Here is a 23402-nt window from a genome sequence, read left to right on the forward strand (position 1 = left end):
TCGGTCGTCGTACCGATGCCACGGGGTGCGGAGGCGGGCACAGTGGAGGTCGTAGCGATCATCGCCAGAGAGGGAACACCATGACCGCCCCCACCCGTCGTTTCGCCCGCTCCACCCGGGACAAGTGGATCGCAGGCGTCTGCGGCGGCATCGCCGAGTACCTCGGCTGGAACGCCAACGTCGTCCGGCTGCTGTTCGTGGTTTCGTGCCTGCTGCCGGGGCCGCAGTTCGTCATCTACCTGGTGCTGTGGCTGCTGATGCCGAAGCAGTGAGCCGGAGGGCCGCGCCGGTGGATCGCGCGTCGTCTGTGAGCCGGAAGGCCGCGCCGGATGCGCGCACAGGGATGCGTCGAGCGCGCGCGGGTGTCAGGATGGAGCAATGCCGCTGGTGCGGCACCGCACCATCGCACGAGTCCCGCTGAGGAGTTGCAATGATCACCTCGGAATTCCCGGGTCTGGACATACCCGGGATCGACGCGTCCTCGTCACTGAACGGATTGGGCGCGGTCGAACTGCACCACCCCACCCAGGACATCGACGGTGACGGCACTCTCGACACCATCACCACCACCGGCGACGAGGCGATGCAGGTCTGGACCGACTACGACCACGACGGCTTCGCCGACCACGTCACGGTGGTGGAAAAAGACGGCGACTACGCCGCTTGGGAATTCCACCGCCACCCCGACGGCACCTCCGAATGGGTCCGCACCGACAAGGGCAGGATCGGCTAGCACAACTCGCAGTTGTGATTTCGGCGTTGATCGCTCGATAGCCGCAGTAGCGATCGATGGCGAGCGGACTGGTGCGCGCGCTGACCCTCCGGACAGTGCGGGCTCCGAGCCAGGCAATCGGGAGTGCTCGCCGCGCTGGAACAGCTCGACGCGGCCGTGTTGGCGGCCCGGTGTTGCCGGGCAGCTGGTCGAGTGGAAACAATTGCGGCGCTGAGCATTTCACCGATTCCTGGTTGGTGGGTCACCGTCAGCTATCCACCGCGACCCGACCTGGTTGTGGCCGCTCGGTGCGGACAGTAGGTTTCTACCGATATCGACTCCGATTCGGGGGAACCGAATGTCGGTGGGTTGCGTCGAAGGAAGTATGGCGGCAATCGGCGCGAAGGGGATTCGGCGCGGCGAGTCGAGACTACGAGGACGGAGGGGATCGTGGGCGGGTCGGAGATGGTCGGGGTTCGGACGGGGGAGCTCGGTGCGCTGGGCGATGACTATCGGCGATCGGCGAACGCCGTTCGAGATCAGTCCAAACGGGTTGCCGAGCATATGTTCGGTGACGGTGGAGATGCTGGGCGCAACTACGCGCAGCAGGGCATCGCGGTGCATCAAGGGTTGCAGCGGATCAGCGCGTGGCTGAAGAACTGGAGCGATGCCACGACCGCCACCGCTGACGCGCTGGGTGCTGCGGTCGTGGCGTACTCGGATACCGACCAGCAGCGTGCGGCGGAGACACCCAAGACATGAGATCGCCGGTGCCGACACGTTTTCCACTGAACGCCAGATATTCGAGGAGCCGGAATCATGACCGTTTCCTGGCAGGGTAAGGCGATCGACGCCATTCTGGACGAAGGCAGCTACGGGCTGCAGTACTGGATCCAATTCATGCCGCTGTACGAGGCGGCGTTCGACAACAACGGCGGCCGCGGCGATCTGAACACGTTGCTGGCGATGTACGACGAGCAACGCGGCACGCGGGTGGAGAAGCTGGAGCAGGCGGGGGAAGCGCTGAAAGCCGCGCTGGCCGAGGTGGATAGCCAGTGGGACGCGCAACGCGGCTACACCGGCCGCCTGCCCGCGCTGTGGCAGGGAGCGGCGGCCGACGTCGCGCTCGACATGCTCACCAAGCAGTCCGTCCTTGCCGACGAGGACCGGCAGCACACGCGTGATGCGTGGAAGGTGATCGAGCCGATGGCGAACTCGCTGCGTCAGTCGGTCGGCTGGAAAGCCGATATGGTAATCGGGCTGCTGGAGGACTCGGGCAAGGGCAGCAGGGTCGTGAAGATCGACGGCAAGACTCCGGAAGATGTGAAAGTCATCGTCGACGTGCACAAGGCGCGCGAGTGGATCAACAGCAAGCAGGCAAGAGACCTCTATCGGATCTTCCCCGCACTCGATTTATCCGGACAAGTCGGGGGAAAGGTCCGGCTGGACACCCCGCTCGGCGAAAAGATTCGCAATACCGTCGACGATTGGCTGCGCGACCCCTTCAAACGGGACTTCGATGCCAAGCTGACGCGCTACATCGACGCCTGCAAACAGACCGACGATCACTTCGAGCAGCAGTACCAGAACCTGGCCAACGCGCTGGCGGCGGTGTCGGACCGCGCCTACCCGCGCCCGGAGGGGCCGACGAAGCCGTCCCAGGACAAGCCGGGCAACCAGAACCAGCCCACTCCTTCGGCGCCGCCGGGCCCTCCCGGCACGCCGTCGCCCTCCACCGTTCCGGCGAGCACTACACCGAGCACAGTACCGGCGAGCACCACGCCGACAACGCCGACCACGCCGACGACCCCGGCACCTCTTGCTCCCAGGCTGCCGGGACTGGATGGCCTGGCCGCGATCAGCCAGGTGGCCGGGGGACTGTCGCCATTGGTGTCCGGTCTCACCCAAACGGTCCAGCAGGGCATCTCCGCGCTGAGCGGAACCATCAAGAGCGGAATCGACGACGCGATCGAAAAGCTGAAAGAGAGCGTCGATCCGAAGAACGCCGACAACGACGGCAAGCCGAAGGCCGAGTTCGATATCGCCGGAAAGCATGTGACGTTCGAGATGGGCCCGGACGGCCAGGTGAGACTGGTCCTGTCCGACGAGGCGGGCAAGCGACAGGAGTTCGAACTCGAGCTGGACGAGCATGGCATGCCGGTCATCTCGATGACCGAGCCGAAAGAGCCCGTGCCTCCCACCGACACCCCGGCTCCCGAAACGCCGGACAAGGACAAGCCGGTCGACGCCACACCCGCCCCCGAACCGAGCACCGGCCAGCCAGGTGTGCCCTCCGGAACTCCGCCGACCACACGACGCGAAGAAGACGGCGAGCATTGGCCGACGCCCATACCGGAGCACAGCGAAACGAAACCGGAGCAGGGCGAACCCGCACCGGCGGCTCCCTTCGACAGCGGCGCGGAACTGGCCGAGGCGGGACCGCTGTGATCCCCGTCACCGGGAGCGTGACCGCGCAGGATGAGCGAGGAGAGGCCGCATGGTGAACTACGCCGAGGAGGCGAGGCGACTCGCCGAAGAGAACCAGCGCAGGATGGCGCTGCTGATCGACGAGATCCAGGAGATCAACGAGCAGACCGCGGCGCGGGGCCGCGTATTCGCCGACAGTCTGGCGGCCGACATGGGCCGGTTCTGGGCCGAGCATGCCGCCGAGCTGGAGCGGGCCCGCGCCGAGGCCGAGGAGAAAGAGCGGCTGGAGGCCGAGGCACGCGAGCAGCGGGAGGCGATCGCGCGATCGATGGCCGCTCGCAAAGCGAATCAGACGGTCACGCCGGTCGACGAGGAGGACGAAGAGGCGAAGTTCTACCAGCGCAAGAGCTGGCTGATCTGAGCCGCGGTGATCAGCGCCGCAGGAGCCCCACCAGCTGGCCCACCTTCAGCTTCGGCGGCTCCTCTTCGTGGGGTGCTCGGGGGTCGATGACCGTGGTGTGCGGAATCGCTTCCTCGGGCTCGGCGAAGGGTCGGTAGGTCTTGTCGCCCGCCAGCGTCGCGAGCAGGTAACCGGCCAGCAGCGCGCGGGTGAGGCGGGCCGCCTTGGGTTCGTGCTTGCCCGCACCCACCGCGGCGAGGACGCGGCGGCCCTCGATGATGCCGTTGTGCGAGGCCTTGTCGATGACGCGCAGGATCGCGGGGCCGTCCCATGCCGTGGCCAGTGGGATGGCGTTGGAGCTGACCGAGGTGATGTCTGTCGCACCCGCCAAGATCAGCGTGGGCAGGTCGAGCTTCGGTGCGATGTCTTCGGCGGACGGGGCCGTCGGCGCGGGGAACAGGGCCGCGACGGTGGCGACCCTGCGCTGGGCGGCGGCGATGACGGCGGCGCCGGCGCCCATGCCGTGTCCGGCCAGGGCGAGGCGCTCGGGATGCACGCTGATCTCCCCGTCTCCGAGCCGCACGCCGGTGCAGATGTCGAGCGTGGTGAGCAAATCGGCGGCCAGTCCCAGATGTGACGGAATCGGCCCGCGCTCGGTGTCCGGGGCGGCGGCCACGATGCCCCAGGAAGCGAGGTGTTCCAGCAGGCCGCGGTAGTGTCCGGCGCCGGTCAGCCAGCCGTGGCCGAAGGCGACGGCAGGGAGATTGCGACCCGCCTCGGGAGTGAACACCACTCCCGGCTGCCCGGCGATGGCCAGGTTGCCGCGCAGCACACGGTGCGGGCCGCGGCTGGTCAGGGTGCTCAGTAGCGATTTCACAGACGCCGACACGACGTGAACGTTATCCGATAAGTAGTGTGGTGAGCCATGTGCGGAATCGTGGGGTACGTCGGATACCGAGACGCGCTCGGCGTCGTCGTTGACGCGTTGCGCCGCATGGAATATCGCGGCTACGACTCCGCGGGCGTGGCGATCCTGGACGGCGCCGGCGCCCTGGCGGTGGAACGCAAGGCCGGTCGGCTGGCCAATTTGGAGGCCGAACTGTCCGAAAACGGGATCGACCGTTTCGCCGGTACCACCGGCATCGGGCACACCCGCTGGGCCACGCACGGCGCGCCGACCGACCGCAACGCGCACCCGCATCGCGACCTCAGCGGCAAGGTCGCCGTGGTGCACAACGGCATCATCGAGAACTTCGCTCCGCTGCGTCGTGAGCTGGAAGATGCCGGGGTCGAGTTGCGCAGCGACACCGACACCGAGGTCGCCGTGCATCTCGTCGCCCGCGCGTATGCCGAGGGCCCGACCGCTGGTGACTTCGCGGCCAGCGCGCTGGCCGTACTGCGCCGCCTGGAGGGTGCGTTCACCCTGGTCTTCACGCATGCCGACCATCCGGGCATGATCGTGGCCGCCCGTCGCTCGACACCGCTGGTGGTCGGCGTCGGCAAGGGCGAGATGTTCATCGCCTCGGACGTCACGGCGTTCATCGAGCACACCCGGGAGGCGGTCGAACTCGGCCAGGACCAAGCCGTGGTGATCACCCTGGACAGCTACCGGGTGACCGACTTCGCGGGCGAGGACGCCGGTTCGCGCACGCGCCCGTTCACCATCGACTGGGATCTGGCCGCCGCCGAGAAGGGCGGTCACGACTACTTCATGCTCAAGGAGATCGAGGAGCAGCCCGCCGCCGTCGCCGACACGCTGATGGGGCATTTCAGCACCGATCAGGACGGCGCGGGCCGGATCGTGCTGGACGAGCAGCGTCTGGCCGACCAAGAGCTGCGTGATTTCGACAAGGTGTTCGTCGTCGCGTGCGGCAGCGCCTATCACTCCGGTCTGCTGGCCAAATACGCCATCGAACACTGGACCCGGCTGCCGGTCGAGGTCGAGCTGGCCAGCGAGTTCCGCTACCGCGATCCCGTTCTGGACCGCTCCACGCTGGTGGTGGCGATCTCCCAGTCCGGTGAGACCGCCGACACGCTGGAGGCGGTGCGCCACGCCAAGGAGCAGAAGGCGCGCGTCCTCGCGATCTGCAACACCAACGGCGCGCAGATTCCGCGCGAGTCCGACGCGGTGCTCTACACCAGGGCCGGGCCGGAGATCGGCGTCGCCTCCACCAAGGCGTTCCTGGCCCAGGTGACCGCGAATTACCTGGTCGGGCTCGCTTTGGCGCAGGCGCGCGGCACCAAGTACCCGGACGAGGTCGCGCGCGAGTTCGCCGAACTCGAGGCGATGCCGCGGCTGGTGGAGCGGGTGCTGCAGACGGCGCCGCAGGTGCGGGCCATCGCGCGCGAGCTCGCGCATGTGCCGACGGTGCTGTTCCTCGGCCGTCACGTCGGGTACCCGGTGGCGCTGGAGGGCGCGCTCAAACTCAAGGAGCTGGCCTACATGCACGCCGAGGGTTTTGCGGCGGGCGAGCTCAAGCACGGTCCGATCGCGCTGATCGAGGACGGGCTTCCGGTGATCGTGGTGATGCCGTCCCCGAAGGGCCGGGCGGTGCTGCACTCGAAGCTGCTGAGCAATATCCGGGAGATCCAGGCCCGCGGCGCGCGCACCATCGTGATCGCGGAGGAAGGCGACGACACGGTCCGTCCGTTCGCCGACGACCTCATCGAGATCCCGAGCGCGCCAACCTTGTTCCAGCCACTGCTGTCGACGGTGCCGCTGCAGATCTTCGCCGCCGAGGTGGCGCAGACCCGGGGCTACGACGTCGACAAGCCCCGCAACCTGGCGAAGTCCGTCACCGTGGAATAGACCGGCAGCCGCGCACCTTTCCGTGCGCGGCTGCTCGTCATCCTCCGGACGCTATCGCGGCAACGTAGCGGCCACCGCCGGTGCATCGAATCGGAGTCCCTATGCGTGCGCTGGGACCAGAGGCTCGGCCTGGATAGTCGGGGTGCGGCGCTCCAGGTAGCCGGAGAGAACTGCGAGGCCGAGCGCCACCAAGACCAAGGCGACGCCGACCCAGTTGGGCGAGGTGTATCCGAGCCCGGCGGCGATGACCAGCCCGCCCAGCCACGCGGAGACGGCATTGCCGAGGTTGAACGCTCCGATATTGACGGCCGAGGCCAGGGTCGGCGCGCCCGCCGCCTGATCGAGGACGCGTTTCTGCAGCGGCGGGACGGTGGCGAAGCCGAGTGCGCCGATCAGCACGACGGTGATCGCGGCGGCGACCTTGTTGTGCGCGGTGACGGTGAACAGCGCGAGAACGATCGCGAGCCCGCCGAGGGTGAGGTACAGCATCGGCATCAGGTGCCGGTCGGCGAACTTGCCGCCGATCAGGTTGCCCGCGAAGAACCCCAGGCCGAAGAGCACGAGCAGCCAGGTGACCGAGCTGTCCGCGTAGCCGGTGACCTCGGTCATCATCGGGGCCAGATAGGTGATCGCGGCGAACACGCCACCGAAGCCGAGCACCGTCATCGCCATGGCCAGCAGGACCTGCGGGTTGCGGAAGACAGCGAGTTCGGTGCGCAGCCTCGCGTCGGCGGGCGCGGGCTGCCGCGGAACCAGCGCTCCGACGCCAACCAGGCCGATCAGGCCGACGAGCGCGACGAACAGGAAGGTCAGCCGCCAGCCGAAGTGCTGGCCGAGCAGGGTGCCCAGCGGCACGCCGACCATGGTGGCGACGGTGAGCCCGGTGAACATGATCGCGATCGCTCCGGCCCGCCGGTCGGCGCTGGCCAGGGTGCCCGCGACGACCGCGCCGATGCCGAAGAACGCGCCGTGCGCGAGCGACGCCACGATCCGTCCGGTGAGCATCAGGCCGAAGGTCGGTGCGACCGCGGACAAGACGTTGCCGAGGACCAGCAGCGTCAGCGTGCCCAGCAGCATGCGCTTGCGCGACACGCGGGTGCCGAGCGCGGTCATCAGCGGCGCACCCGCGACGACGCCGAGCGCGTACCCGCTGACCAGCAGGCCCGCGGTGGGGATGGACACCGCGTAGGTGTCGGCGACCTCGGGCAGCAAGCCGACCACGACGAACTCCGTCGTCCCGATGGCGAATGCTCCGAGGGTCAGGGCTAGCAGTGCGAGCGGCACGGGGAGCCTCCACATGATTTGCGTGGGATTTTTACCAGCGACCACAATAATTGCAGACGCAATATAATTGCAAGCGCGGGCTATTGTGACGCATGGCTATCCTGGACGGAGGATCCCCCGATGCCGAAGGAACGCCATGACCGCGGATGCCGCCCTGACCGGCCTGGCCGATGGTTGGTACGCACTGTCGCTGCTACACGATCGGATCGAGGCGCACATCGAAAGGGCGCTGCAATCCGGCCACGACCTGAGCGTTCGCGAGTATTCGCTGCTGGTCGTCCTGAGCCGCCAGCACGACGGGCCCGGTGGCCACCTGCGGATGAATCAGGTCGCCGACGCCGTGGTGCTGAGTCAGAGCGCCACCACCCGTCTGGTCTCCCGGCTCGAAGACCGTGGCCTGCTCCAGCGCTATCTGTGCCCCGATGATCGCCGCGGCATCTACACCGACGTGACCCCGGCGGGCCTCGACCTCCTCGCGCAGGCCCGGCCCACGCACGACGACGCCCTCGCCGGCGCACTCGGCCAAGCCGCCGCCGACCCGGAGCTCGCTCCACTCGTCGCCGCCGTCGAAGCGCTGAACACCCGCGGCGCCCGCACCCGCGACTACCGCCCGGTGTGATGGACTCGACGGCCTGCCTGAGATCGTCTGCTGACAGGCGTGCTCCGATCGCCGGGTCCGTCCGCGCTACTCGACGGTGACCGTCCCGCGCATCTCGGGATGCAGCGAGCAGAGGTAGCGGTATGTCCCCGGGGTGGTGAAGGTGTAGCTCCACTCGCCCTTGTCGAAAATGGGGCTGTTGATGCCCATCGCCTTGTCGCCGATGCCCTGCACGGAGTGCGGGACCTTGTCGTCGAATTTCCAGGTGACCGTGTCGCCCGCCTTGATGGTGACCTCGGCGGGAGAGAATTTCATGTCGTCGACCGCGACGGCGGCGGCGGGCTTGCGCTCGCCGGTCTGCTGCGCGGTGGTGGTCGTCGGGCGGGCCGGTTTCCTCGTCGTCGTGGCGGCCGAGCCGGATTCGCCGCCGCATCCGGTCAGCAGCAGCGCGCCGGTCATGGCGATTCCCGTGACCACCTGGATGGTCCTGGTGCGGCGGCGGGCACTTGGCATGATGGCCAAGCGTAGTAGGCCACACCGACGGAGGGAGCGGCGATGTCCACGCAGCGGGGCTATTTCACCGTCGAGGAGGTGCGTGCGGCGGAGGCCGAGCTGTTCACCAGGGTGCCGGAGGGCGTGCCGATGCGTCGCGCCGCGCACGGCCTGGCCACCGTGGTCGCTGGCGAACTGCGGGAGCGCACCGGCGGTATCGCGGGACGCGCGGTGACCGTGCTGGTCGGGTCCGGCGACAACGGCGGCGACGCGCTCTGGGCCGGTGCGCAGCTGCGCCGCCGCGGTGTCGCGGTGATCGCGGTGCTGTTGAATCCGGAACGCGCGCACGCGAAAGGGCTTGCCGCGCTGCGCAAGGCGGGCGGGCGAATCGCCGATCATGTCGGCGACCCGGACCTGGTGATCGACGGCATCGTGGGCATCTCCGGTCACGGCGCGTTGCGTCCGCGCGCGGCGGAAATCGTCGCCGCGCTGGACGCTCCGATCGTCGCCGCCGACCTGCCCAGCGGCGTCGACCCCGATACCGGCGCGATCGAAGGCGCCGCCGTCCGCGCGGATGTCACGGTCGCCTTCGGCGCCTATAAACCGGTGCACGCGCTCGCCGCGGCACAGTGCGGCCGAATCGAGCTGGTTCCCATCGGATTACGCCTGCCCGAACCGAACCTCGCGGCGCTGGAACCCGTCTCGATCGGCGCCGCGTGGCCGGTCCCCGGCCCGGCCGACGACAAATACACCCAGGGTGTCACCGGCGTGTGCGCGGGCAGCGCGACGTATCCGGGCGCCGCGGTGCTGTGCGCGGGCGCCGCCGTCGCCGCGACCTCGGGCATGGTGCGGTATGCCGGAACCGGTGCGGCCGAGGTGCTCGACCACTTCCCGGAAGTGATCGCCACGCGGACGGTCGCCGCCGCCGGACGTGTCCAGTCCTGGGTCTTCGGTCCCGGCGCCGGGACCGACGCCGACGCCAGGAAGCGCCTCATCGAGATCCTCTCCACCGATCTTCCGGTCGTCGTCGACGCCGACGGCCTGACCTTGCTGGCCTCCGAACCGTGGCTGGTGCGCGACCGCACCGCCCCCACCGTCCTGACCCCGCACGCGGGCGAGTTCGCCCGCCTCACCGGCCGGGAGGTCGGCGCGGACCGGGTGGCCGCCGTCCGGGAACTCGCCGACTCCTGGCAGGTCACCGTGCTGTTGAAGGGCCGGGCCACGCTGGTCGCCGCACCGGATCGCCCCGTCCTGGTCAACGACGCGGGCGGTTCCTGGGCGGCGACCGCCGGAGCGGGCGACGTGCTCTCCGGCATCATCGGCGCGCTGCTCGCGGCCGGCCGCGACCCCGCCTGGTCCGCCGCCGCGGCCGCGCGCGTGCACGCCCTGGCCGCGAACCTCGCCGCCCTCGACGCCGCCCCCGCCGGAGCCCCCATCTCGGCCAGCCTGCTCTCGGCCCACGTCCGCCCCGCGATCGGCGTCCTCCGCCGCCTCGCCCACCCGTTCTGACCGGCTGTGCTTCGGTGAGCAATGCGAGGCCGGTGCTGAGGCGAAGCCTGCCGCCCGGTCCAGGCGCATTCGCCACGGCCTGTACGGTGCGGGTCTAGGCGCATCCGCAGAATGCGGTTCACGAGCATCGAGCGCTCGCTGGCCGACGAATAAGGGCCGTGCCGCCGTGCGGCGAGTTCGGCGAGCGAAGGGAGCATGTCTTCGAAGCTGCTCACCCCGTCGAAGCGGGCCGAAACGGGTATGCCACGCTCCGCGCCGATCGCGCTGGCCTGATCGGTGCCCACCGTAAGTTGAGTCGTGCTGGCCGACCGGCCGCGTCCGCAACCGTGCGCGCCAATAGACTGACCGAGGCCAACGCAACAACTGGTTTCGGGAGCACATGGGTAACTCACCGGGCACGCCCAGAACTGAAGCGGCACCCAACGCAGGACCTGTACGCAAATCCCGCGCCACCCAACTGGTACGGCCTGAAGACGCGGAGAGGCGGAAGAGCACTGCCGTGAGTGCGCAAGTGGAAACGGTCATCGACCTGGATGCCATCGCCCATAACGTCCGGATCCTGCGGGAACACGCGGGGGACGCCGGGGTGATGGCGGTGGTGAAGGCCGACGGCTACAACCACGGCGCGGTCGAGGTGGCCAGGACGGCACTGGCGGCGGGGGCGGCCGAGCTGGGTGTCACGACGGTGGCCGAGGCGGTGCAGCTGCGCGCCGCTGGCATCACCGCGCCCATTCTGTGCTGGCTCAACAACGCGGACGCGGACTTCGCGGCCGCGGTGGCCGCCGATATCGAGATCGGCGTGTCCTCGCCGGCGCATCTGCGGGCGGTCGAGGCCGCGGCCCGCGAGACCGGACGCACCGCGACGGTCAGCGTGAAGGTGGACACCGGACTCAACCGCAACGGCGTCCTGCCGGTCGAATACCCGCAGGTCCTGGCGCCGCTGCGCGCTCTGGTCGACGAGCGGGTGGTGCGGTTGCGCGCGATCTTCTCGCATCTCGCGCACGCCGACGAACCGGAACATCCCAACAACGACGTGCAACGCGCCCGGTTCCTGGAAGCGATCGCCGCGGCCAAGGAGTACGGCCTGGAACCCGAGCTGGTGCACATCGCCAACTCGGCCGCCACCTTGACCCGCCCCGATCTCGCCTTCGACCTGGTCCGCCCCGGCATCGCCATGTACGGCCTGTCCCCGATACCCGATGACGACTTCGGCCTGCGTCCGGCGATGACCTTCCAGGCCAGGGTCGTTCTGGTCAAGCGGGTCGCGGCGGGGGAGGGCGTCTCGTACGGGCACCAGTGGATCGCGCCGCGCGACACCACCGTCGCGCTGATCCCCGCGGGCTACGCCGATGGCGTGTTCCGCCCGTTGAGCGGACGGTTCGACGTCTGGCTGGGCGGCGCCCGGCGCCGCAACGTCGGCCGGGTGTGCATGGACCAGTTCGTCGTCGATCTCGGTGACAACGCGGCGGGCGTCCAGGAGGGCGACACCGCGGTTCTGTTCGGAACGCAACCGCACGCCCAGGATTGGGCGGATCTGCTCGGCACCATTCACTACGAAGTGGTGTGCTCGCCGCGCGGCCGGGTCACCCGGCGCTACATCGGCGGGGCACGGTGAGCCGCTTCCGGGTGACCCCGCTGCGCGGCGGGCTGGCCACCCTCGGTGTGGTCGGCGCGCTGGCGGGAGCGCACGCTCTGCGTCGTGCCGGTGCGCGTGTGCTGTGGCCCGCCCGTGGCGACGACTACCGCGACGAGGACTTCGCGCTGCTCGATGGGGACCGCGCGGGCACGGTGCTCGCCGACGACGGCGTGCCGCTGGCCACCCGGACCTGCGGCCCGGACGACGCGCCCGTCACGGTGATCTTCCTGCACGGCTTCTGCAACAGCATGCATTCCTTCCACTTCCAGCGCCGCGACTTGGAAAAGCTCTGGGGCGCACAGGTCCGCATGGTGTTCTGCGATCTGCGCGGGCACGGCCGTTCCGGTACGCCGAGCACCGCGAGCTGCACCGTCGCCCAACTCGGGCGTGATCTCGCCGCCGTGCTGACGGCCACCACGCCGACCGGACCGGTGGTGCTGGTCGGGCATTCGCTGGGCGGAATGGCGATTCTCGCGGCGGCCGCACGATTCCCGGAGTTGTTCGCCGACAGGGTGATCGGGATCGCGCTGCTCTCGACGACGGCCGCGGAGGTCACCGAGACGGGGATAGGCCAGCTGCTGCGCAATCCCGCGATCGACGGGTTCCGGCTGGCCGTGCACGCCTCGCCCGCGCTGGTGCAGGCGGGCCGCGTCTCCGCGCGCCACGTGATCACGCCGATCCTGCACGTCAGCTCGTTCCACGGCCCGGTGAGCCCGACCCTGTCGCGCTTGACGACGCTGATGATCGATCGGACGCCGGTGGAAACCATCGTCAAGTTCCTGCATGCCATCGAACTGCACGACGAGTCGGCGGCGTTGCCCGCGCTGGCCGACACACCGGCCTTGGTGCTCGGCGGCGGCCACGATCTGGTGATCCCGTTCCGCAATTCCCGTGCGCTGGCCGCGGCATTGCCCGGCAGTGAGCTGATCCGGCTGGATGGCGCCGCGCACATGCCGCACATGCAGTACCCGGACATCGTCAATGCCGCCCTCGACCGGTTGCTGGTGCGCGCCGGCGCCATCGAACCGATGCTCGGCGACGCCTCGGAGGTGGCCGGTGGCTGAGCCGCGACAACGGGTGCTGCCCACGGTCGCCGACACCGAGGCCCTCGGCCGCGAACTGGCCGCGGACCTGCGCGCCGGCGACCTGGTGGTGCTGGACGGCCCGCTCGGCGCGGGCAAGACCGCGCTGACCCGCGGCATCGCCGAAGGGCTCGGCGTGCGGGGCCGGGTCAGCTCGCCGACGTTCATCATCGCCCGTCAGCACCCGGCCGGGCACCGTGCGGGCGCGCCGGCGGTGCCGATGGTGCACGTGGACGCCTATCGGCTCGGCGGCGACCTGGACGAGCTCGACGCCCTGGACCTGGACACCGATCTGCATCAGGCGGTGGTCGTGGTGGAGTGGGGACGCGGAGTGGTGGAGCACCTCACGGAGCGGCATCTGCGCGTGCTGTTGGCGCGCGAGCCGGATTCGGATGTGCGCACCGCGATCTGGGAATGGGTGGGTTAGCTACCAGGTAGCTCGCATCGGTGGCGCCTACCACCCGGTATCGTTAGGCCAATCATGCTTGTACTCGCCGTCGACACCGCGACACCCGCCGTTACAGCGGGACTGGTGGACCTGGCTCAGGGCGCCGACGCGGCCGGCCCCGTCCAGGCGCGCACCATCGCCTCCCGGGTGCGGGTCGATCCCCGCGCCCATGCCGAGGTGCTCACCCCGCAGATTCTCGAATGCCTCACCGAGGCAGGTCGTTCCAGGACCGATATCGCCGCGATCGTCGTCGGCGTCGGTCCCGGCCCGTTCACGGGCCTGCGCGTGGGCATGGCGACGGCGGCCGCGTTCGGTGACGCGCTGGGCATCCCGGTGTACGGGGTGTGCAGCCTGGACGCGATCGCGGCCGACGCCGCGGCGGAGCTGCCGCCGACCGGCGAGCTGCTCGTGGTGACCGACGCGCGTCGGCGCGAGGTGTACTGGGCGCGCTATCGAGAAGGCGCGCGCGTCGAGGGGCCCGAGGTATGCAAGCCCGCCGATCTGGACTCGGGACCGGCCACGGCCATCGCCGGATCCGCTTCGCACGTCGACTTCTTCGACCTTCCCGTGCTCCCGGCGGAGACACCCTCGCCCGCCGGACTGGTGCGCGTCGCGGCGGCCGAGTTGCTCGCCCGGACCGTGCCGGAGCCGCTGGTACCGCTGTACCTACGCAGGCCGGACGCCGTCGAGAACGCCTATCGCAAGCTCGACCGGACGGGGGCGTGAGGGTGGCTGTACGAATCGAACCGATGGTGCCCGCCGACATCGCGCGCTGCGTCGAGCTGGAGCAATTGCTGTTCCCGGAAGACGACCCGTGGGCCGCGGTGGCGTTCCAGTCCGAGCTGGCCGGGCCGCACAACCGCTACATCACCGCGCGCGACGACGACGGGCGAATGGTCGGCTACGCGGGCATCGCCCTGCTGGGTGACGCCGAACACCCCGAGGCCGAGGTGCACACCATCGGCGTCGACCCGCGCTGCCATCGCGCTGGCATCGGCACGCTGCTGCTGGAGGCGCTGCTCGCCGAGGCAGGCAGGCGCGGTGGCCCGGTGTTCCTGGAGGTCCGCACCGACAACGCGCCCGCGATCGCGCTCTACGCCAAGCACGGCTTCCACATCATCGGATTGCGCAAGAACTACTACCACCCCAGCGGCGCCGACGCGTACACGATGCGCCGCCCCGCGCTGACCGGCGCGGAGCGGGAGTGGCGTACACCGGACGAGGTGCTCTCGTGATCATCATGGGTATCGAAAGCTCCTGCGACGAAACCGGTGTCGGCATCGTCCGCAGGAATGCCGACGGCACATGCGAACTGCTCGCCGACGAGGTCGCCTCCAGCGTCGACCAGCACGCGCGCTTCGGCGGCGTCGTCCCCGAAATCGCCTCGCGCGCACACCTGGAGGCGATCGTGCCCGCGATGCGCCGCGCGCTGTCGGCCGCGGGCATCGCGAAGCCGGACGCGCTGGCGGTGACCATCGGACCGGGCCTGGCCGGTGCGCTGTTGGTCGGCGTCGCGGCGGCGAAAGCGTATGCGGCGGCGTGGGATGTGCCGTTCTACGCATTGAACCATCTCGGCGGGCACGTCGCGGTGGACACCTTGGAGCACGGGCCGATGCCGCCGTGCGTCGCGCTGCTGGTCTCCGGCGGGCACACCCATCTGTTGCACGTCACGGATCTGGCCGAGCCGATCGTGGAGCTGGGCAGCACGGTCGACGACGCCGCGGGGGAGGCATTCGACAAGGTGGCGCGCCTGCTCGGACTCGGCTTTCCCGGCGGTCCCGCACTGGACGCCGCCGCGGCGACCGGTGACCCGCACGCCATCACGTTCCCCCGGGGCATGACCGGACCGCGTGACCCGCGTTACGACTTCTCCTTCTCCGGCCTCAAGACCGCGGTGGCCCGCTACGTGGAGGCGGCGCAGCGCGATGGCATCGCCGCCGACGATCTGCCCATCCCCGATATCGCGGCGTCGTTCCAGGAGGCGGTCGCGGACGTGCTCACCATGAAGGCGGTGCGCGCGGCCGAGGACGTCGGCGTCGGCACGCTGGTGCTCGGCGGCGGCGCGACGGCCAACTCGCGGATCCGTTCGATGGCCGAGGAGCGTTGCGCCGCCGCCGGTTTGACGCTGCGCGTGCCCAAGCCCCGGTTGTGCACGGACAACGGAGTGATGATCGCGGCGCTCGGCGCACATGTGATCGCTGGTGGCGCCGCACCGTCTCCGCTGACGGTCGCCACCGACCCGGGCCTGCCGGTGTCGGTCAGCCTCGTCTCCTCCGCCGCTCCGGGTCGTTAGGCTCCCCGGCTCTGGCGACGACTCGGGCCGTTCCAGTTGGGCGACGCGGGATTTCGTACGTTGGGTGCCGCTTCGGTCGGCCGCTGCTGCGTGCAGGCGGTGCCGGATGCTTCAGGATGCCGCCGCACGCCTCTTGCGATCCGGTACGTCGGTACGGCGATTCGGCTTTCTCGCGTGGCCGTGACTTGCCATCCGGCAGCCCCGGCTCGAAACCAACAGCGAGTCCGGAAATGCCAGGTCAGTTCGGCATGGTGAGCAGCTCCGGGACGAACTCCGGATCGGCCGCCGACCCCGAGTTCACTCGCGGCACAAGCGGTAGGCGCGAGCGCGCGGGCGCTTGGGGCGGTACCGAATTCGTATCGATCGCGGCGGTGCCGAGCGTCGTGCCCTCGTTCCCGCTCGGCTCCGCATCGGACGAAGCGCCCAGCGGCACAGTCCGATTGCCGTACATCGGGCCGAGCAGTTCCGGGAACGGGATCGGCGGCAGGTTCGGGTCGGGACGCAGGGTGGGCTGGGTCGGCGTGATCGACGGCACTCCGGTGCTGCCCGCCCCTCCTGCGGTGGTCGGCGCGATGCTGGTGGTGGGCCGGGCGGTGCTGTCCTGGTCGCCGCCATTGGTGGTGCTCGCCGGAGTCGGCGGCGGGCCGGGCATCGGCGTCGGCAGGTGGGAGGCGCTGCTCGTGGTCCCCGCGGGGGAGACCTCGTCGTCCGAGGTCGGGGCGAACGTCTTCACGCCGTAGCCGACGATCAGGCCGACGACCACGATCGCCCCGGCCAGCGTGCCGAACACCTTGGTGAACGTCCCCGCGGTCGCGTCGCCGCCGAGCGCCACCGGGAACACCGACGGCTGCACCGAATCCGCGACCAGGGCGGCGCCTTTCGCGGTCACCGCCTCCGGGTCGGGCACCGTGAGCACCGGCACGTCCAGGGCCGCGGTCAACCGGTCGAGCACCGCGGGAATGTTCGCGCCGCCGCCGATCACCGCGACCGCCTCCGGTTGCCGCGGCGCGCGAGTGAAGGCGGCGGTGACGAACGCCGTCAGGTCGCGCAGCAGGTCGGCGATCAACTCTTCGAAGTCGGCCCTGGTCAGCTTCAGCGGGCGACCGGCGACATGGTCGATGGTGACCGCGGGCGCGACGGACAGATGCTCCTTGGCCGCGCGGCCACGGTTGGTCAGCATGCCGCGGTTCGGGCGGGTGCCGCGCCGGGCGAAGTGCAGGTCCACCAAGTGGTGGTAGATCAGGTCGTCGATGACCTTGCCGCTGACGGCCGCGGTGCGATCGGAGCGGAGCAGGGAGTCGTCGGTGAGGTCGGCGACGGTGACGCTGAGCCCGGACGCGCCCAGATCCACGATGGCTACCGTCTCGTACCGGTCGAGCAGACCCGTGTACCGCAGATAGGTCAGCGCGGCGGTGCCCTCCGGGATGAGTCGCAGATCACGCTGTTTCCCGGTGGCCGAGCGGATGACCTGCGCCTGCTCCTTGGTGCGGTAGGCGACCGCGACGCTGGTGGGCGGACGCCTGGTCATGGACTCCAAATCGCGTGGCACACCGGCGAAGCGACCACCGAGCGGCGGGACGATGTCGCGCGGCGGCTGGGTGGTCGGCAGCTGGGTGGTCATCAGTTCGATCGAAGACGCCACCAGGTCACCGAGATCGGAATGGGCCGCGTCGGCGGAGACGACGCGGTAGTCGAAGCTCTGTGCGCCGTTGGACGCGGTGGCGACCAGCGCCGAGCACACGACCTCGGTCCCCGCCGAGATGCCGAGGGACGTTCGCATGTTCACCTCCCTTCGAGCGGATGGTCGTGGTGTGGCCGACCATCGCGAATGAACTGCCGGACCGCCGTATGGATGACGTGCGACCCGGACCGGGAATCGAACCGGCCCTCGTCCGGGTGAGGTCGCGGGGACCGGCCATGGATCACTGTGGGTTGCTCTCTGGTGAAGCTGGTGGTGCGACGATGGTGCTGTGGCGCTGTGTGTTCCGGTGCCGCCGTGGTACCCCTGCGTGGTCTCGGCGTCGCCGGTTGGTGACGAACGACAAGGCCGGACAGCGACCGTCGTCCATAGTGTCACAATCCGTTATCCGAACGTTACTGTTTTCCCGAACTAATCGCCAAGCCGCGAGCACTATGGGCGCGCCGCGCGATGTTGGCACCGCCCAGCCTTGAGCGCTGGCACTCTCATGTATAGAGTGCTAGTCGGCACTGTGTGTAGTGCTTGTGCCAGCAGCTTGACTACTGAGCAGGGGTCCCGGCACCCGCGACGACGGGGCTATGCCCAGGGTCAGCACCGTGACCGAACCGATGAGTCCGGAACAACAGTTCCGGGCGACCGACATCCCCTGAAAGTGGAGGGCTCAACGTGGCGAGCGTGAACATCAAGCCGCTCGAGGACAAGATCCTCGTCCAGGCCAACGAGGCCGAGACGACGACGGCCTCCGGCCTGGTCATCCCCGACACGGCGAAGGAGAAGCCGCAGGAGGGCACCGTCATCGCCGTCGGCGAGGGACGCGTCACCGACAAGGGCGACCGCATCCCGGTCGACGTCAAGGAGGGTGACACCGTCATCTACAGCAAGTACGGCGGCACCGAGATCAAGTACCAGGGCGAGGAGTACCTCATCCTGTCGGCGCGCGACGTGCTGGCCGTCGTCACCAAGTAGCCGATCAGGCACGCATGCGTTCCGCCCCGGTGTCTTTCGTGACCCGGGGCGGAGTGCGTTGCTAGCGCCTTCGGCGTATTGCCTGGCGTGGTTTCCATAGACCACCCGCAGCGCCGCGAACCCAAGGAGCAGAACACATGGCAAAGCAGATCGAGTTCGACGAGAAGGCTCGTCGGGCTCTGGAACGCGGTGTCGACAAGCTCGCCGACGCGGTGAAGGTCACCCTCGGCCCGCGCGGGCGCCACGTCGTACTCGCGAAGGCCTTCGGCGGCCCGACCGTGACGAACGACGGCGTCACCATCGCGCGCGACATCGAGCTGGACGACCCGTTCGAGAACCTCGGCGCGCAGCTGGTCAAGAGCGTCGCCACCAAGACCAACGACGTCGCGGGCGACGGTACGACCACCGCGACCGTGCTGGCCCAGGCGCTGGTCCGCGCCGGACTCAAGAACGTTGCCGCCGGCGCGAATCCGATCGCGGTCGGCTCCGGCATCGCCAAGGCCGCCGACGCGGTCTCCGAGGCGCTGCTCGCGCTGGCCACCCCGGTCTCCGGCGAGCAGGCCATCGCGCAGGTCGCGACGGTCTCCTCGCGCGACGAGGAGATCGGCGAGATGGTCGGCAAGGCGCTGACCACGGTCGGCAAGGACGGCGTCGTCACCGTCGAGGAGTCCTCCACGCTGCAGACCGAGCTCGTCGTCACCGAGGGCGTGCAGTTCGACAAGGGCTACCTCTCGCCGTACTTCGTCACCGACGCCGACAGCCAGGAGGCCGTCCTCGAGGACGCGTTCGTCCTGCTGCACCGCGAGAAGATCAGCTCGCTGCCGGACTTCCTGCCGCTGCTGGAGAAGATCGCCGAGAGCGGCAAGCCGGTGCTGATCATCGCCGAGGACGTCGAGGGCGAGGCGCTGTCCACCCTGGTGGTCAACGCGATCCGCAAGACGATCAAGGCGGTCGCGGTGAAGGCGCCGTTCTTCGGTGATCGCCGCAAGGCGTTCCTCGACGACCTGGCCGTGGTCACCGGTGGCACCGTGGTGAACCCCGACCTGGGCATCTCGCTGCGCGAGGCGGGCCTCGACGTGCTCGGCAAGGCGCGTCGCGTCGTCGTCACCAAGGACGACACCACCATCATCGACGGCGCCGGTTCCGCGGCGGACATCGAGGGCCGGGTCGCGCAGCTGCGCCGCGAGATCGAGGCCACCGATTCCGACTGGGATCGCGAGAAGCTCGAGGAGCGGCTGGCCAAGCTGGCCGGTGGCGTCGCGGTGATCAAGGTCGGCGCGGCCACCGAGACCGCGCTCAAGGAGCGCAAGTACCGCGTCGAGGACGCGGTGAGCGCCGCCAAGGCCGCCGTCGAGGAGGGCATCGTGCCCGGTGGCGGCACCGCTCTGGTGCAGGCGAGCGGCAAGCTGGTCGAACTGCGCGACTCGTTGTCCGGTGACGAGGCGGTCGGCGTCGAGGTGGTGCGCACCGCGCTGCGGGCGCCGCTGTACTGGATCGCCACCAACGCGGGCCTGGACGGCGCCGTAGTGGTCAGCAAGGTGGCCGAGGGCAAGGAGGGCTTCAACGCCGCCACCCTCAGCTACGGCGACCTGCTCACCGACGGTGTCGTCGACCCGGTGAAGGTGACCCGCTCGGCCGTCGTGAACGCGGCATCGGTCGCGCGCATGGTGCTCACCACCGAGAGCGCCGTGGTCGACAAGCCCGCCGAGGAACAGAACAACCACGGCCACCACGGCCACGCGCACTGAGCGGACACTGCTCGAGCAAACCAGAGGAAAGGCCCTCGAACCACGCGGTTCGAGGGCCTTTCGTCGCTTTACTCCATGCGCTCACGAAACAGCACAACTGATTTCGTGAGCACATGGGTAACTCACCGGGCACGCCCAGAACATGAGTGGCACCCAACGCAGGACCTGAACGTGAATCCCGTGCTACCGACTAGTACGGCCTGAAGACGCGGAGAGGCGGGGGAGCTTCAGCTGGCGACCGGTGGCTGCTGCGCGGAGATGGCTGCGAGTAAGCGAGCACGCAGCGACGGCGGCGGGGTGACCGCCGCGGCTGCGGCGAAAGCGGAAAGAGCCTTCTTGGTAATTCTCACCTGTTCGGCGAACTCCGCGCGTAGCACGGGGTCCTCGCTGTCGAGCAGTTCCTGCACTTCGTGACGGTCTTCGTCGGCGATCGATCCGAGCGCGACGGCGTGCGCGAGATCGATCTGGCGTTCGTTCATCTCACGTCACCCCCAAACTTCTTTTCAGTCGTGTCAATCCGTCCCGGATCCGGGACTTCACCGTAGGTAACCCTACGTCGAGGTAGGTGGCCACCTCGGCATAGGTTCGCCCGCCGTAGTAGGCGAGCGAGATGGCTTCCCGCTGGGTCTCCGTCAGGGTGGCGAGACCGGCCAGCACGGCCTGTTGCTCGAACCTGCGCTCCACCTCTTCGGTGACCTCGTCGAATTCGTTGCCCAGAACCCGAATCCCATAGGCGACTTCGCGTTGGGTGTGGGCCTGCTCGGCGCGGACCCGGTCGACGGCGCGCCGATGCGCGAGCGTCATCAACCACGTGACCGCCGAGCCCTTCGCCGGGTCGAAACTCGCTGCCATCCGCCAGATCTGCAGATAGACCTCCTGGGTGGTCTCCTCCGCGTATCCCGGATCATGAAGCACCCGCAGCACCAGACCGAAGACGCGCGCACACGTCCGGTCGTACAACTCGGCGAATGCTTCCTGGTCGGCGTGGCCGCATCGATGCAAAAGGGCGGCGAGCTCGATACTTTCGGCTGCGCGTGCCGTAACCGCAGAATCCACCGTGGGTGGGAAGGCTTCTCTTCGGAACGAGTCGCCCTCTGCGGCTGGCGGCCGCGTTGTCACAACGCTCCATTCTGTGTCATCGGTCACTACCGTAGCGCGTCGCTATGATCTCCCTTCCGGTGGGGTACCCGCGAACTGACGGTAGGCCAGCGGCTGCGGGAAAAACCGCGACACGCCGGACATCTCGGAAGAAACACGCTGATCGTGCCCGCAACACCCCGGATCAACCGGCCGCACGGCTCTCGACCGTGCGCCACGGCGGCCGGCCGATCGATGGTGACCGATCGGAACCCACGCGCCGATTCCCGAGCCGAACCGATCGCCGTGGTGCGTGCGCGGCTCGGCCGGAGCTTGTTGTAGTGGCCCGTTGTTTGCTAGGCATTCGACGCCCGACGGCGGGCGGATGGGAGGGGATTCGGCTCAGACGGCCATGCGGCGGCGGTTGCGCCGCGCGTGCATCTCGCGCTCGGTTTCCGACATGCCGCCCCAGATGCCATAGGGCTCGCTGACTTTCAGCGCATGGGCGCGGCACTGCATGAGCACCGGGCAGGTACGGCAGATCTCCTTGGCGCGCATCTCGCGCGCGGTGCGGGCCCGGCCACGTTCGCCATCGGGATGGAAGAACACCGCGGAGTCCTGCCCGCGGCAAGACCCCCGCATCTGCCAATCCCAGACATCGGCGTTGGGTCCCGGAAGGTGGGTCGGCATGGGCATGGTGAACTCCTCGTGGTGCGAGCTCGTCAGCATTGTCGAGCAGTTGTTCTGCAACAGTTGTGGGCCACGGCGCCGTGTCGGCGAGGGTGGCCCTTGGGCTCGCCCTTCGCGGTCGCTGCAATTTCGCGCGGCGCCGTCCGTGGCGATGAGCTACGTTAGGTCCAGCCGCGAAATTCCGTCAATAGTTCGGCGCAGTAGTTTTCCAAATCTCGCGCTGCCAAATTTAACCTCCGGACTGTTTACTTTTCGCATTGGTTCCGGCGATACTGTTCGGTTGGCCGGTGGTCCGTGGCTTGGCCATGCACCGGGTCAAGTCGGGTTTGCGCAGGTAGAAGCCATTTTGCTGATCGGACGGCGCTCCGATGGCCGGTGTCGGCCGTATGGCGGCGATCACCCCGGCCGTCCGGGGCGTTCGCGTCGTGCAGATCGGAGATGGCGGAAACGGGGCGGCCAGGTTAATTACACGAAACACGCATGAATTCCCGGGGTGGGCGCTCGGCGATTGCCGGAGCGAGATTTACCTAATGGCAACATGGCCTCCACGGCGGAAATGCCGGGAGGTTGCCAGCGGGCTGCTGCGGATCTTTCCCCGCGCCGGGCCCTGGTCGGCCAGGGGATAGAGTGCGCCCGTGTTCGCGCCAGCTCCGCTCGAAGATCCTCGTCTCACCATCCTCGCCGAGGCCGCCTTCGGAGCCGATCCCGGCCGTCCCGCCACCGAGTTGCCGCCCGCCTCGGACGCGCTCGGCTGGTGGTACCGCGCGGTGGTTCTCGGTGGCCAGGGACGCTACGCCGCGGCCAGGGTCGAATTGCGCAGAGTATGCAACCACAGCGCCGACCCGGTGCTCCTCTCACTGGCGGGAAGTACCGAAGGGTCATTTCTGCGCCAGCTCGGCTGGCACCAGCGTGCCTCGGCTCTGGACGGACGGGCCGCCGCCCTGATTCTCGCGACCGATGCCGCGACCGAAGCCGTCGCGCCGCAGAGCGTCGCCGACGCCCACTACCGTCCCGGCCGCGCCGACGCCATATGCGACGCACTCACCGGACTCGCCGCCGACGCGCTCGGCACCGGACGGCTCGCGCTCGCCCATCGGCTGCTGCGGCGCAGCGCGGCGGCGGCCGATCGGCACGGGACCAGCTGGCGTCCCGCGATCCGGCTGCACTGGGTGTCCGCGGAAACGGCTTTGGCCGCAGGCGATTCCGCCTCCGCGGCCGAGCACGCGGCGGCCGCGCTGGAGCTCGCCGAGCGCGCGCCCTCGGTGCGGCACCGGATCAAGTCACGCCTGCTGGTCGCCGCGGCGGGAGACACGCGCGAGCGATCGGTCGCGTTGAGCGCGGAGGTGGCCGAACAGTGCCGCGCGCACGATCTGCTTCCGCTGCGGTGGGCCTGCGCCATGCTCCGTGCCGGGCTGGGTGTCGACGGCGCGGCGGCGGAAGCGGAGGCGTGCGCGGCGATCGTCGCTCGCCGCGGCGGGACGCTGCGCCCCCTCGGTAGCTGGTAGATGATCACGGAGAGCACCGTGTTGCCA

The 23402-nt window shown here is 69.2% G+C and carries 24 protein-coding genes; 17 read left to right on the plus strand and 7 right to left on the minus strand.

The window, feature by feature from the left end:
- Window positions 1-80: 80 nt before the first annotated feature.
- The 5 genes from ON34_RS04335 to ON34_RS04355 all read left to right on the plus strand — a co-directional run bounded on the left by ON34_RS04335 (window position 81) and on the right by ON34_RS04355 (window position 3560).
- The gene (locus ON34_RS04335; RefSeq protein WP_040774556.1) at window positions 81-272 is read left to right on the plus strand and encodes a PspC domain-containing protein; all 192 of its coding nucleotides are present in this window, start codon (window positions 81-83) and stop codon (window positions 270-272) included.
- Between the two features lie 158 nt (window positions 273-430).
- Window positions 431-733, plus strand: coding sequence for a DUF6802 family protein (locus ON34_RS04340; RefSeq protein WP_040774558.1), 303 nt, complete (start codon window positions 431-433; stop codon window positions 731-733).
- A 429-nt stretch (window positions 734-1162) separates the two neighbouring features.
- Window positions 1163-1474, plus strand: a complete 312-nt coding sequence (locus ON34_RS04345) for a hypothetical protein (protein ID WP_157172170.1) — start codon at window positions 1163-1165, stop codon at window positions 1472-1474.
- A gap of 57 nt (window positions 1475-1531) precedes the next feature.
- The gene (locus ON34_RS04350) at window positions 1532-3160 is read left to right on the plus strand and encodes a hypothetical protein (protein ID WP_040774562.1); all 1629 of its coding nucleotides are present in this window, start codon (window positions 1532-1534) and stop codon (window positions 3158-3160) included.
- Between the two features lie 49 nt (window positions 3161-3209).
- Window positions 3210-3560 (plus strand): hypothetical protein, encoded by a 351-nt coding sequence (locus ON34_RS04355; protein ID WP_040774564.1) that lies wholly within the window; start codon window positions 3210-3212, stop codon window positions 3558-3560.
- A 10-nt stretch (window positions 3561-3570) separates the two neighbouring features.
- On the opposite strand, the gene ON34_RS04360 is transcribed toward ON34_RS04355, so the two are convergent.
- Window positions 3571-4428 (minus strand): poly(ethylene terephthalate) hydrolase family protein, encoded by an 858-nt coding sequence (locus ON34_RS04360; RefSeq protein WP_040774566.1) that lies wholly within the window; start codon window positions 4426-4428, stop codon window positions 3571-3573.
- A 36-nt stretch (window positions 4429-4464) separates the two neighbouring features.
- Between ON34_RS04360 and glmS the strand changes: the two genes are divergently transcribed.
- Window positions 4465-6348, plus strand: coding sequence for a glutamine--fructose-6-phosphate transaminase (isomerizing) (gene glmS / locus ON34_RS04365; protein ID WP_040774569.1), 1884 nt, complete (start codon window positions 4465-4467; stop codon window positions 6346-6348).
- Window positions 6349-6447: 99 nt separating this feature from the next.
- Here glmS and ON34_RS04370 read toward each other — a convergent pair whose 3' ends face one another.
- The gene (locus tag ON34_RS04370; protein WP_051022151.1) at window positions 6448-7632 is read right to left on the minus strand and encodes an MFS transporter; all 1185 of its coding nucleotides are present in this window, start codon (window positions 7630-7632) and stop codon (window positions 6448-6450) included.
- Window positions 7633-7768: 136 nt separating this feature from the next.
- Between ON34_RS04370 and ON34_RS04375 the strand changes: the two genes are divergently transcribed.
- Window positions 7769-8251, plus strand: coding sequence for a MarR family winged helix-turn-helix transcriptional regulator (locus tag ON34_RS04375; protein ID WP_040774571.1), 483 nt, complete (start codon window positions 7769-7771; stop codon window positions 8249-8251).
- Window positions 8252-8317: 66 nt separating this feature from the next.
- On the opposite strand, the gene ON34_RS04380 is transcribed toward ON34_RS04375, so the two are convergent.
- Window positions 8318-8743: a cupredoxin domain-containing protein gene (locus tag ON34_RS04380; protein ID WP_040774574.1), complete on the minus strand. Its 426-nt coding sequence runs from the start codon at window positions 8741-8743 to the stop codon at window positions 8318-8320.
- Between the two features lie 42 nt (window positions 8744-8785).
- Between ON34_RS04380 and ON34_RS04385 the strand changes: the two genes are divergently transcribed.
- The 7 genes from ON34_RS04385 to tsaD all read left to right on the plus strand — a co-directional run bounded on the left by ON34_RS04385 (window position 8786) and on the right by tsaD (window position 15690).
- A complete protein-coding gene (locus tag ON34_RS04385; RefSeq protein ID WP_040774576.1) occupies window positions 8786-10231 on the plus strand; it encodes an NAD(P)H-hydrate dehydratase in 1446 nt (481 codons plus the stop codon).
- Between the two features lie 379 nt (window positions 10232-10610).
- Complete coding sequence (gene alr, locus ON34_RS04390; protein WP_083889138.1) at window positions 10611-11846, plus strand: alanine racemase; 1236 nt, start codon at window positions 10611-10613, stop codon at window positions 11844-11846.
- Window positions 11843-12931 (plus strand): alpha/beta fold hydrolase, encoded by a 1089-nt coding sequence (locus ON34_RS04395; RefSeq protein ID WP_051022152.1) that lies wholly within the window; start codon window positions 11843-11845, stop codon window positions 12929-12931. Before alr ends, ON34_RS04395 begins: the two co-directional genes overlap by 4 nt.
- A complete protein-coding gene (gene tsaE, locus ON34_RS04400; protein WP_040774578.1) occupies window positions 12924-13376 on the plus strand; it encodes a tRNA (adenosine(37)-N6)-threonylcarbamoyltransferase complex ATPase subunit type 1 TsaE in 453 nt (150 codons plus the stop codon). The genes ON34_RS04395 and tsaE overlap by 8 nt, the downstream gene beginning before the upstream one ends.
- Window positions 13377-13430: 54 nt before the next feature.
- On the plus strand, window positions 13431-14123 hold the full coding sequence (gene tsaB, locus ON34_RS04405; protein ID WP_040774580.1) for a tRNA (adenosine(37)-N6)-threonylcarbamoyltransferase complex dimerization subunit type 1 TsaB: 693 nt from the start codon (window positions 13431-13433) through the stop codon (window positions 14121-14123).
- A 2-nt stretch (window positions 14124-14125) separates the two neighbouring features.
- Window positions 14126-14632 carry a ribosomal protein S18-alanine N-acetyltransferase gene (gene rimI, locus ON34_RS04410; protein ID WP_040774582.1) on the plus strand — a complete coding sequence of 169 codons (507 nt, stop codon included), beginning with the start codon at window positions 14126-14128 and terminating at the stop codon, window positions 14630-14632.
- Window positions 14629-15690: a tRNA (adenosine(37)-N6)-threonylcarbamoyltransferase complex transferase subunit TsaD gene (gene tsaD, locus ON34_RS04415; protein ID WP_040774583.1), complete on the plus strand. Its 1062-nt coding sequence runs from the start codon at window positions 14629-14631 to the stop codon at window positions 15688-15690. The genes rimI and tsaD overlap by 4 nt, the downstream gene beginning before the upstream one ends.
- A gap of 238 nt (window positions 15691-15928) precedes the next feature.
- On the opposite strand, the gene ON34_RS04420 is transcribed toward tsaD, so the two are convergent.
- The gene (locus ON34_RS04420) at window positions 15929-17470 is read right to left on the minus strand and encodes a DUF7159 family protein (RefSeq protein WP_040774585.1); all 1542 of its coding nucleotides are present in this window, start codon (window positions 17468-17470) and stop codon (window positions 15929-15931) included.
- A gap of 585 nt (window positions 17471-18055) precedes the next feature.
- Between ON34_RS04420 and groES the strand changes: the two genes are divergently transcribed.
- Both groES and groL read left to right on the plus strand, forming a co-directional pair.
- Entirely contained in the window at window positions 18056-18355 is a 300-nt protein-coding gene (gene groES / locus ON34_RS04425) for a co-chaperone GroES (RefSeq protein ID WP_014981824.1), read from the plus strand.
- A 137-nt stretch (window positions 18356-18492) separates the two neighbouring features.
- The gene (gene groL / locus ON34_RS04430) at window positions 18493-20103 is read left to right on the plus strand and encodes a chaperonin GroEL (protein WP_040774588.1); all 1611 of its coding nucleotides are present in this window, start codon (window positions 18493-18495) and stop codon (window positions 20101-20103) included.
- 227 nt (window positions 20104-20330) lie between these two features.
- Here groL and ON34_RS04435 read toward each other — a convergent pair whose 3' ends face one another.
- The 3 genes from ON34_RS04435 to ON34_RS04445 form a co-directional block, all read right to left on the minus strand.
- Complete coding sequence (locus tag ON34_RS04435) at window positions 20331-20582, minus strand: RskA family anti-sigma factor (protein WP_040774590.1); 252 nt, start codon at window positions 20580-20582, stop codon at window positions 20331-20333.
- A gap of 1 nt (window position 20583) precedes the next feature.
- Window positions 20584-21159, minus strand: coding sequence for a sigma-70 family RNA polymerase sigma factor (locus ON34_RS04440; protein WP_040774592.1), 576 nt, complete (start codon window positions 21157-21159; stop codon window positions 20584-20586).
- Window positions 21160-21582: 423 nt separating this feature from the next.
- Entirely contained in the window at window positions 21583-21876 is a 294-nt protein-coding gene (locus tag ON34_RS04445; protein WP_039796164.1) for a WhiB family transcriptional regulator, read from the minus strand.
- 629 nt (window positions 21877-22505) lie between these two features.
- Between ON34_RS04445 and ON34_RS04450 the strand changes: the two genes are divergently transcribed.
- Complete coding sequence (locus ON34_RS04450) at window positions 22506-23375, plus strand: hypothetical protein (protein WP_051022140.1); 870 nt, start codon at window positions 22506-22508, stop codon at window positions 23373-23375.
- The last annotated feature ends 27 nt before the right edge of the window (window positions 23376-23402 follow it).

This window comes from Nocardia pneumoniae NBRC 100136 (genome assembly GCF_000308755.1).
Classification (GTDB): Bacteria; Actinomycetota; Actinomycetes; order Mycobacteriales; family Mycobacteriaceae; genus Nocardia; species Nocardia pneumoniae.

What these genes read in the sequence shown, in the direction of transcription:
- ON34_RS04375 (WP_040774571.1), top strand. Translation starts at nt 7,769, where the DNA reads ATGACCGCGGATGCCGCCCTGACCGGCCTGGCCGATGGTTGGTACGCA.
- groL (WP_040774588.1), top strand. Translation starts at nt 18,493, where the DNA reads ATGGCAAAGCAGATCGAGTTCGACGAGAAGGCTCGTCGGGCTCTGGAA.
- alr (WP_083889138.1), top strand. Translation starts at nt 10,611, where the DNA reads ATGGGTAACTCACCGGGCACGCCCAGAACTGAAGCGGCACCCAACGCA.
- ON34_RS04385 (WP_040774576.1), top strand. Translation starts at nt 8,786, where the DNA reads ATGTCCACGCAGCGGGGCTATTTCACCGTCGAGGAGGTGCGTGCGGCG.
- ON34_RS04380 (WP_040774574.1), bottom strand. Translation starts at nt 8,743, where the DNA reads ATGCCAAGTGCCCGCCGCCGCACCAGGACCATCCAGGTGGTCACGGGA.
- ON34_RS04420 (WP_040774585.1), bottom strand. Translation starts at nt 17,470, where the DNA reads ATGCGAACGTCCCTCGGCATCTCGGCGGGGACCGAGGTCGTGTGCTCG.
- ON34_RS04340 (WP_040774558.1), top strand. Translation starts at nt 431, where the DNA reads ATGATCACCTCGGAATTCCCGGGTCTGGACATACCCGGGATCGACGCG.
- ON34_RS04435 (WP_040774590.1), bottom strand. Translation starts at nt 20,582, where the DNA reads ATGAACGAACGCCAGATCGATCTCGCGCACGCCGTCGCGCTCGGATCG.
- tsaB (WP_040774580.1), top strand. Translation starts at nt 13,431, where the DNA reads ATGCTTGTACTCGCCGTCGACACCGCGACACCCGCCGTTACAGCGGGA.
- ON34_RS04350 (WP_040774562.1), top strand. Translation starts at nt 1,532, where the DNA reads ATGACCGTTTCCTGGCAGGGTAAGGCGATCGACGCCATTCTGGACGAA.
- ON34_RS04335 (WP_040774556.1), top strand. Translation starts at nt 81, where the DNA reads ATGACCGCCCCCACCCGTCGTTTCGCCCGCTCCACCCGGGACAAGTGG.
- ON34_RS04445 (WP_039796164.1), bottom strand. Translation starts at nt 21,876, where the DNA reads ATGCCCATGCCGACCCACCTTCCGGGACCCAACGCCGATGTCTGGGAT.
- ON34_RS04355 (WP_040774564.1), top strand. Translation starts at nt 3,210, where the DNA reads ATGGTGAACTACGCCGAGGAGGCGAGGCGACTCGCCGAAGAGAACCAG.
- glmS (WP_040774569.1), top strand. Translation starts at nt 4,465, where the DNA reads ATGTGCGGAATCGTGGGGTACGTCGGATACCGAGACGCGCTCGGCGTC.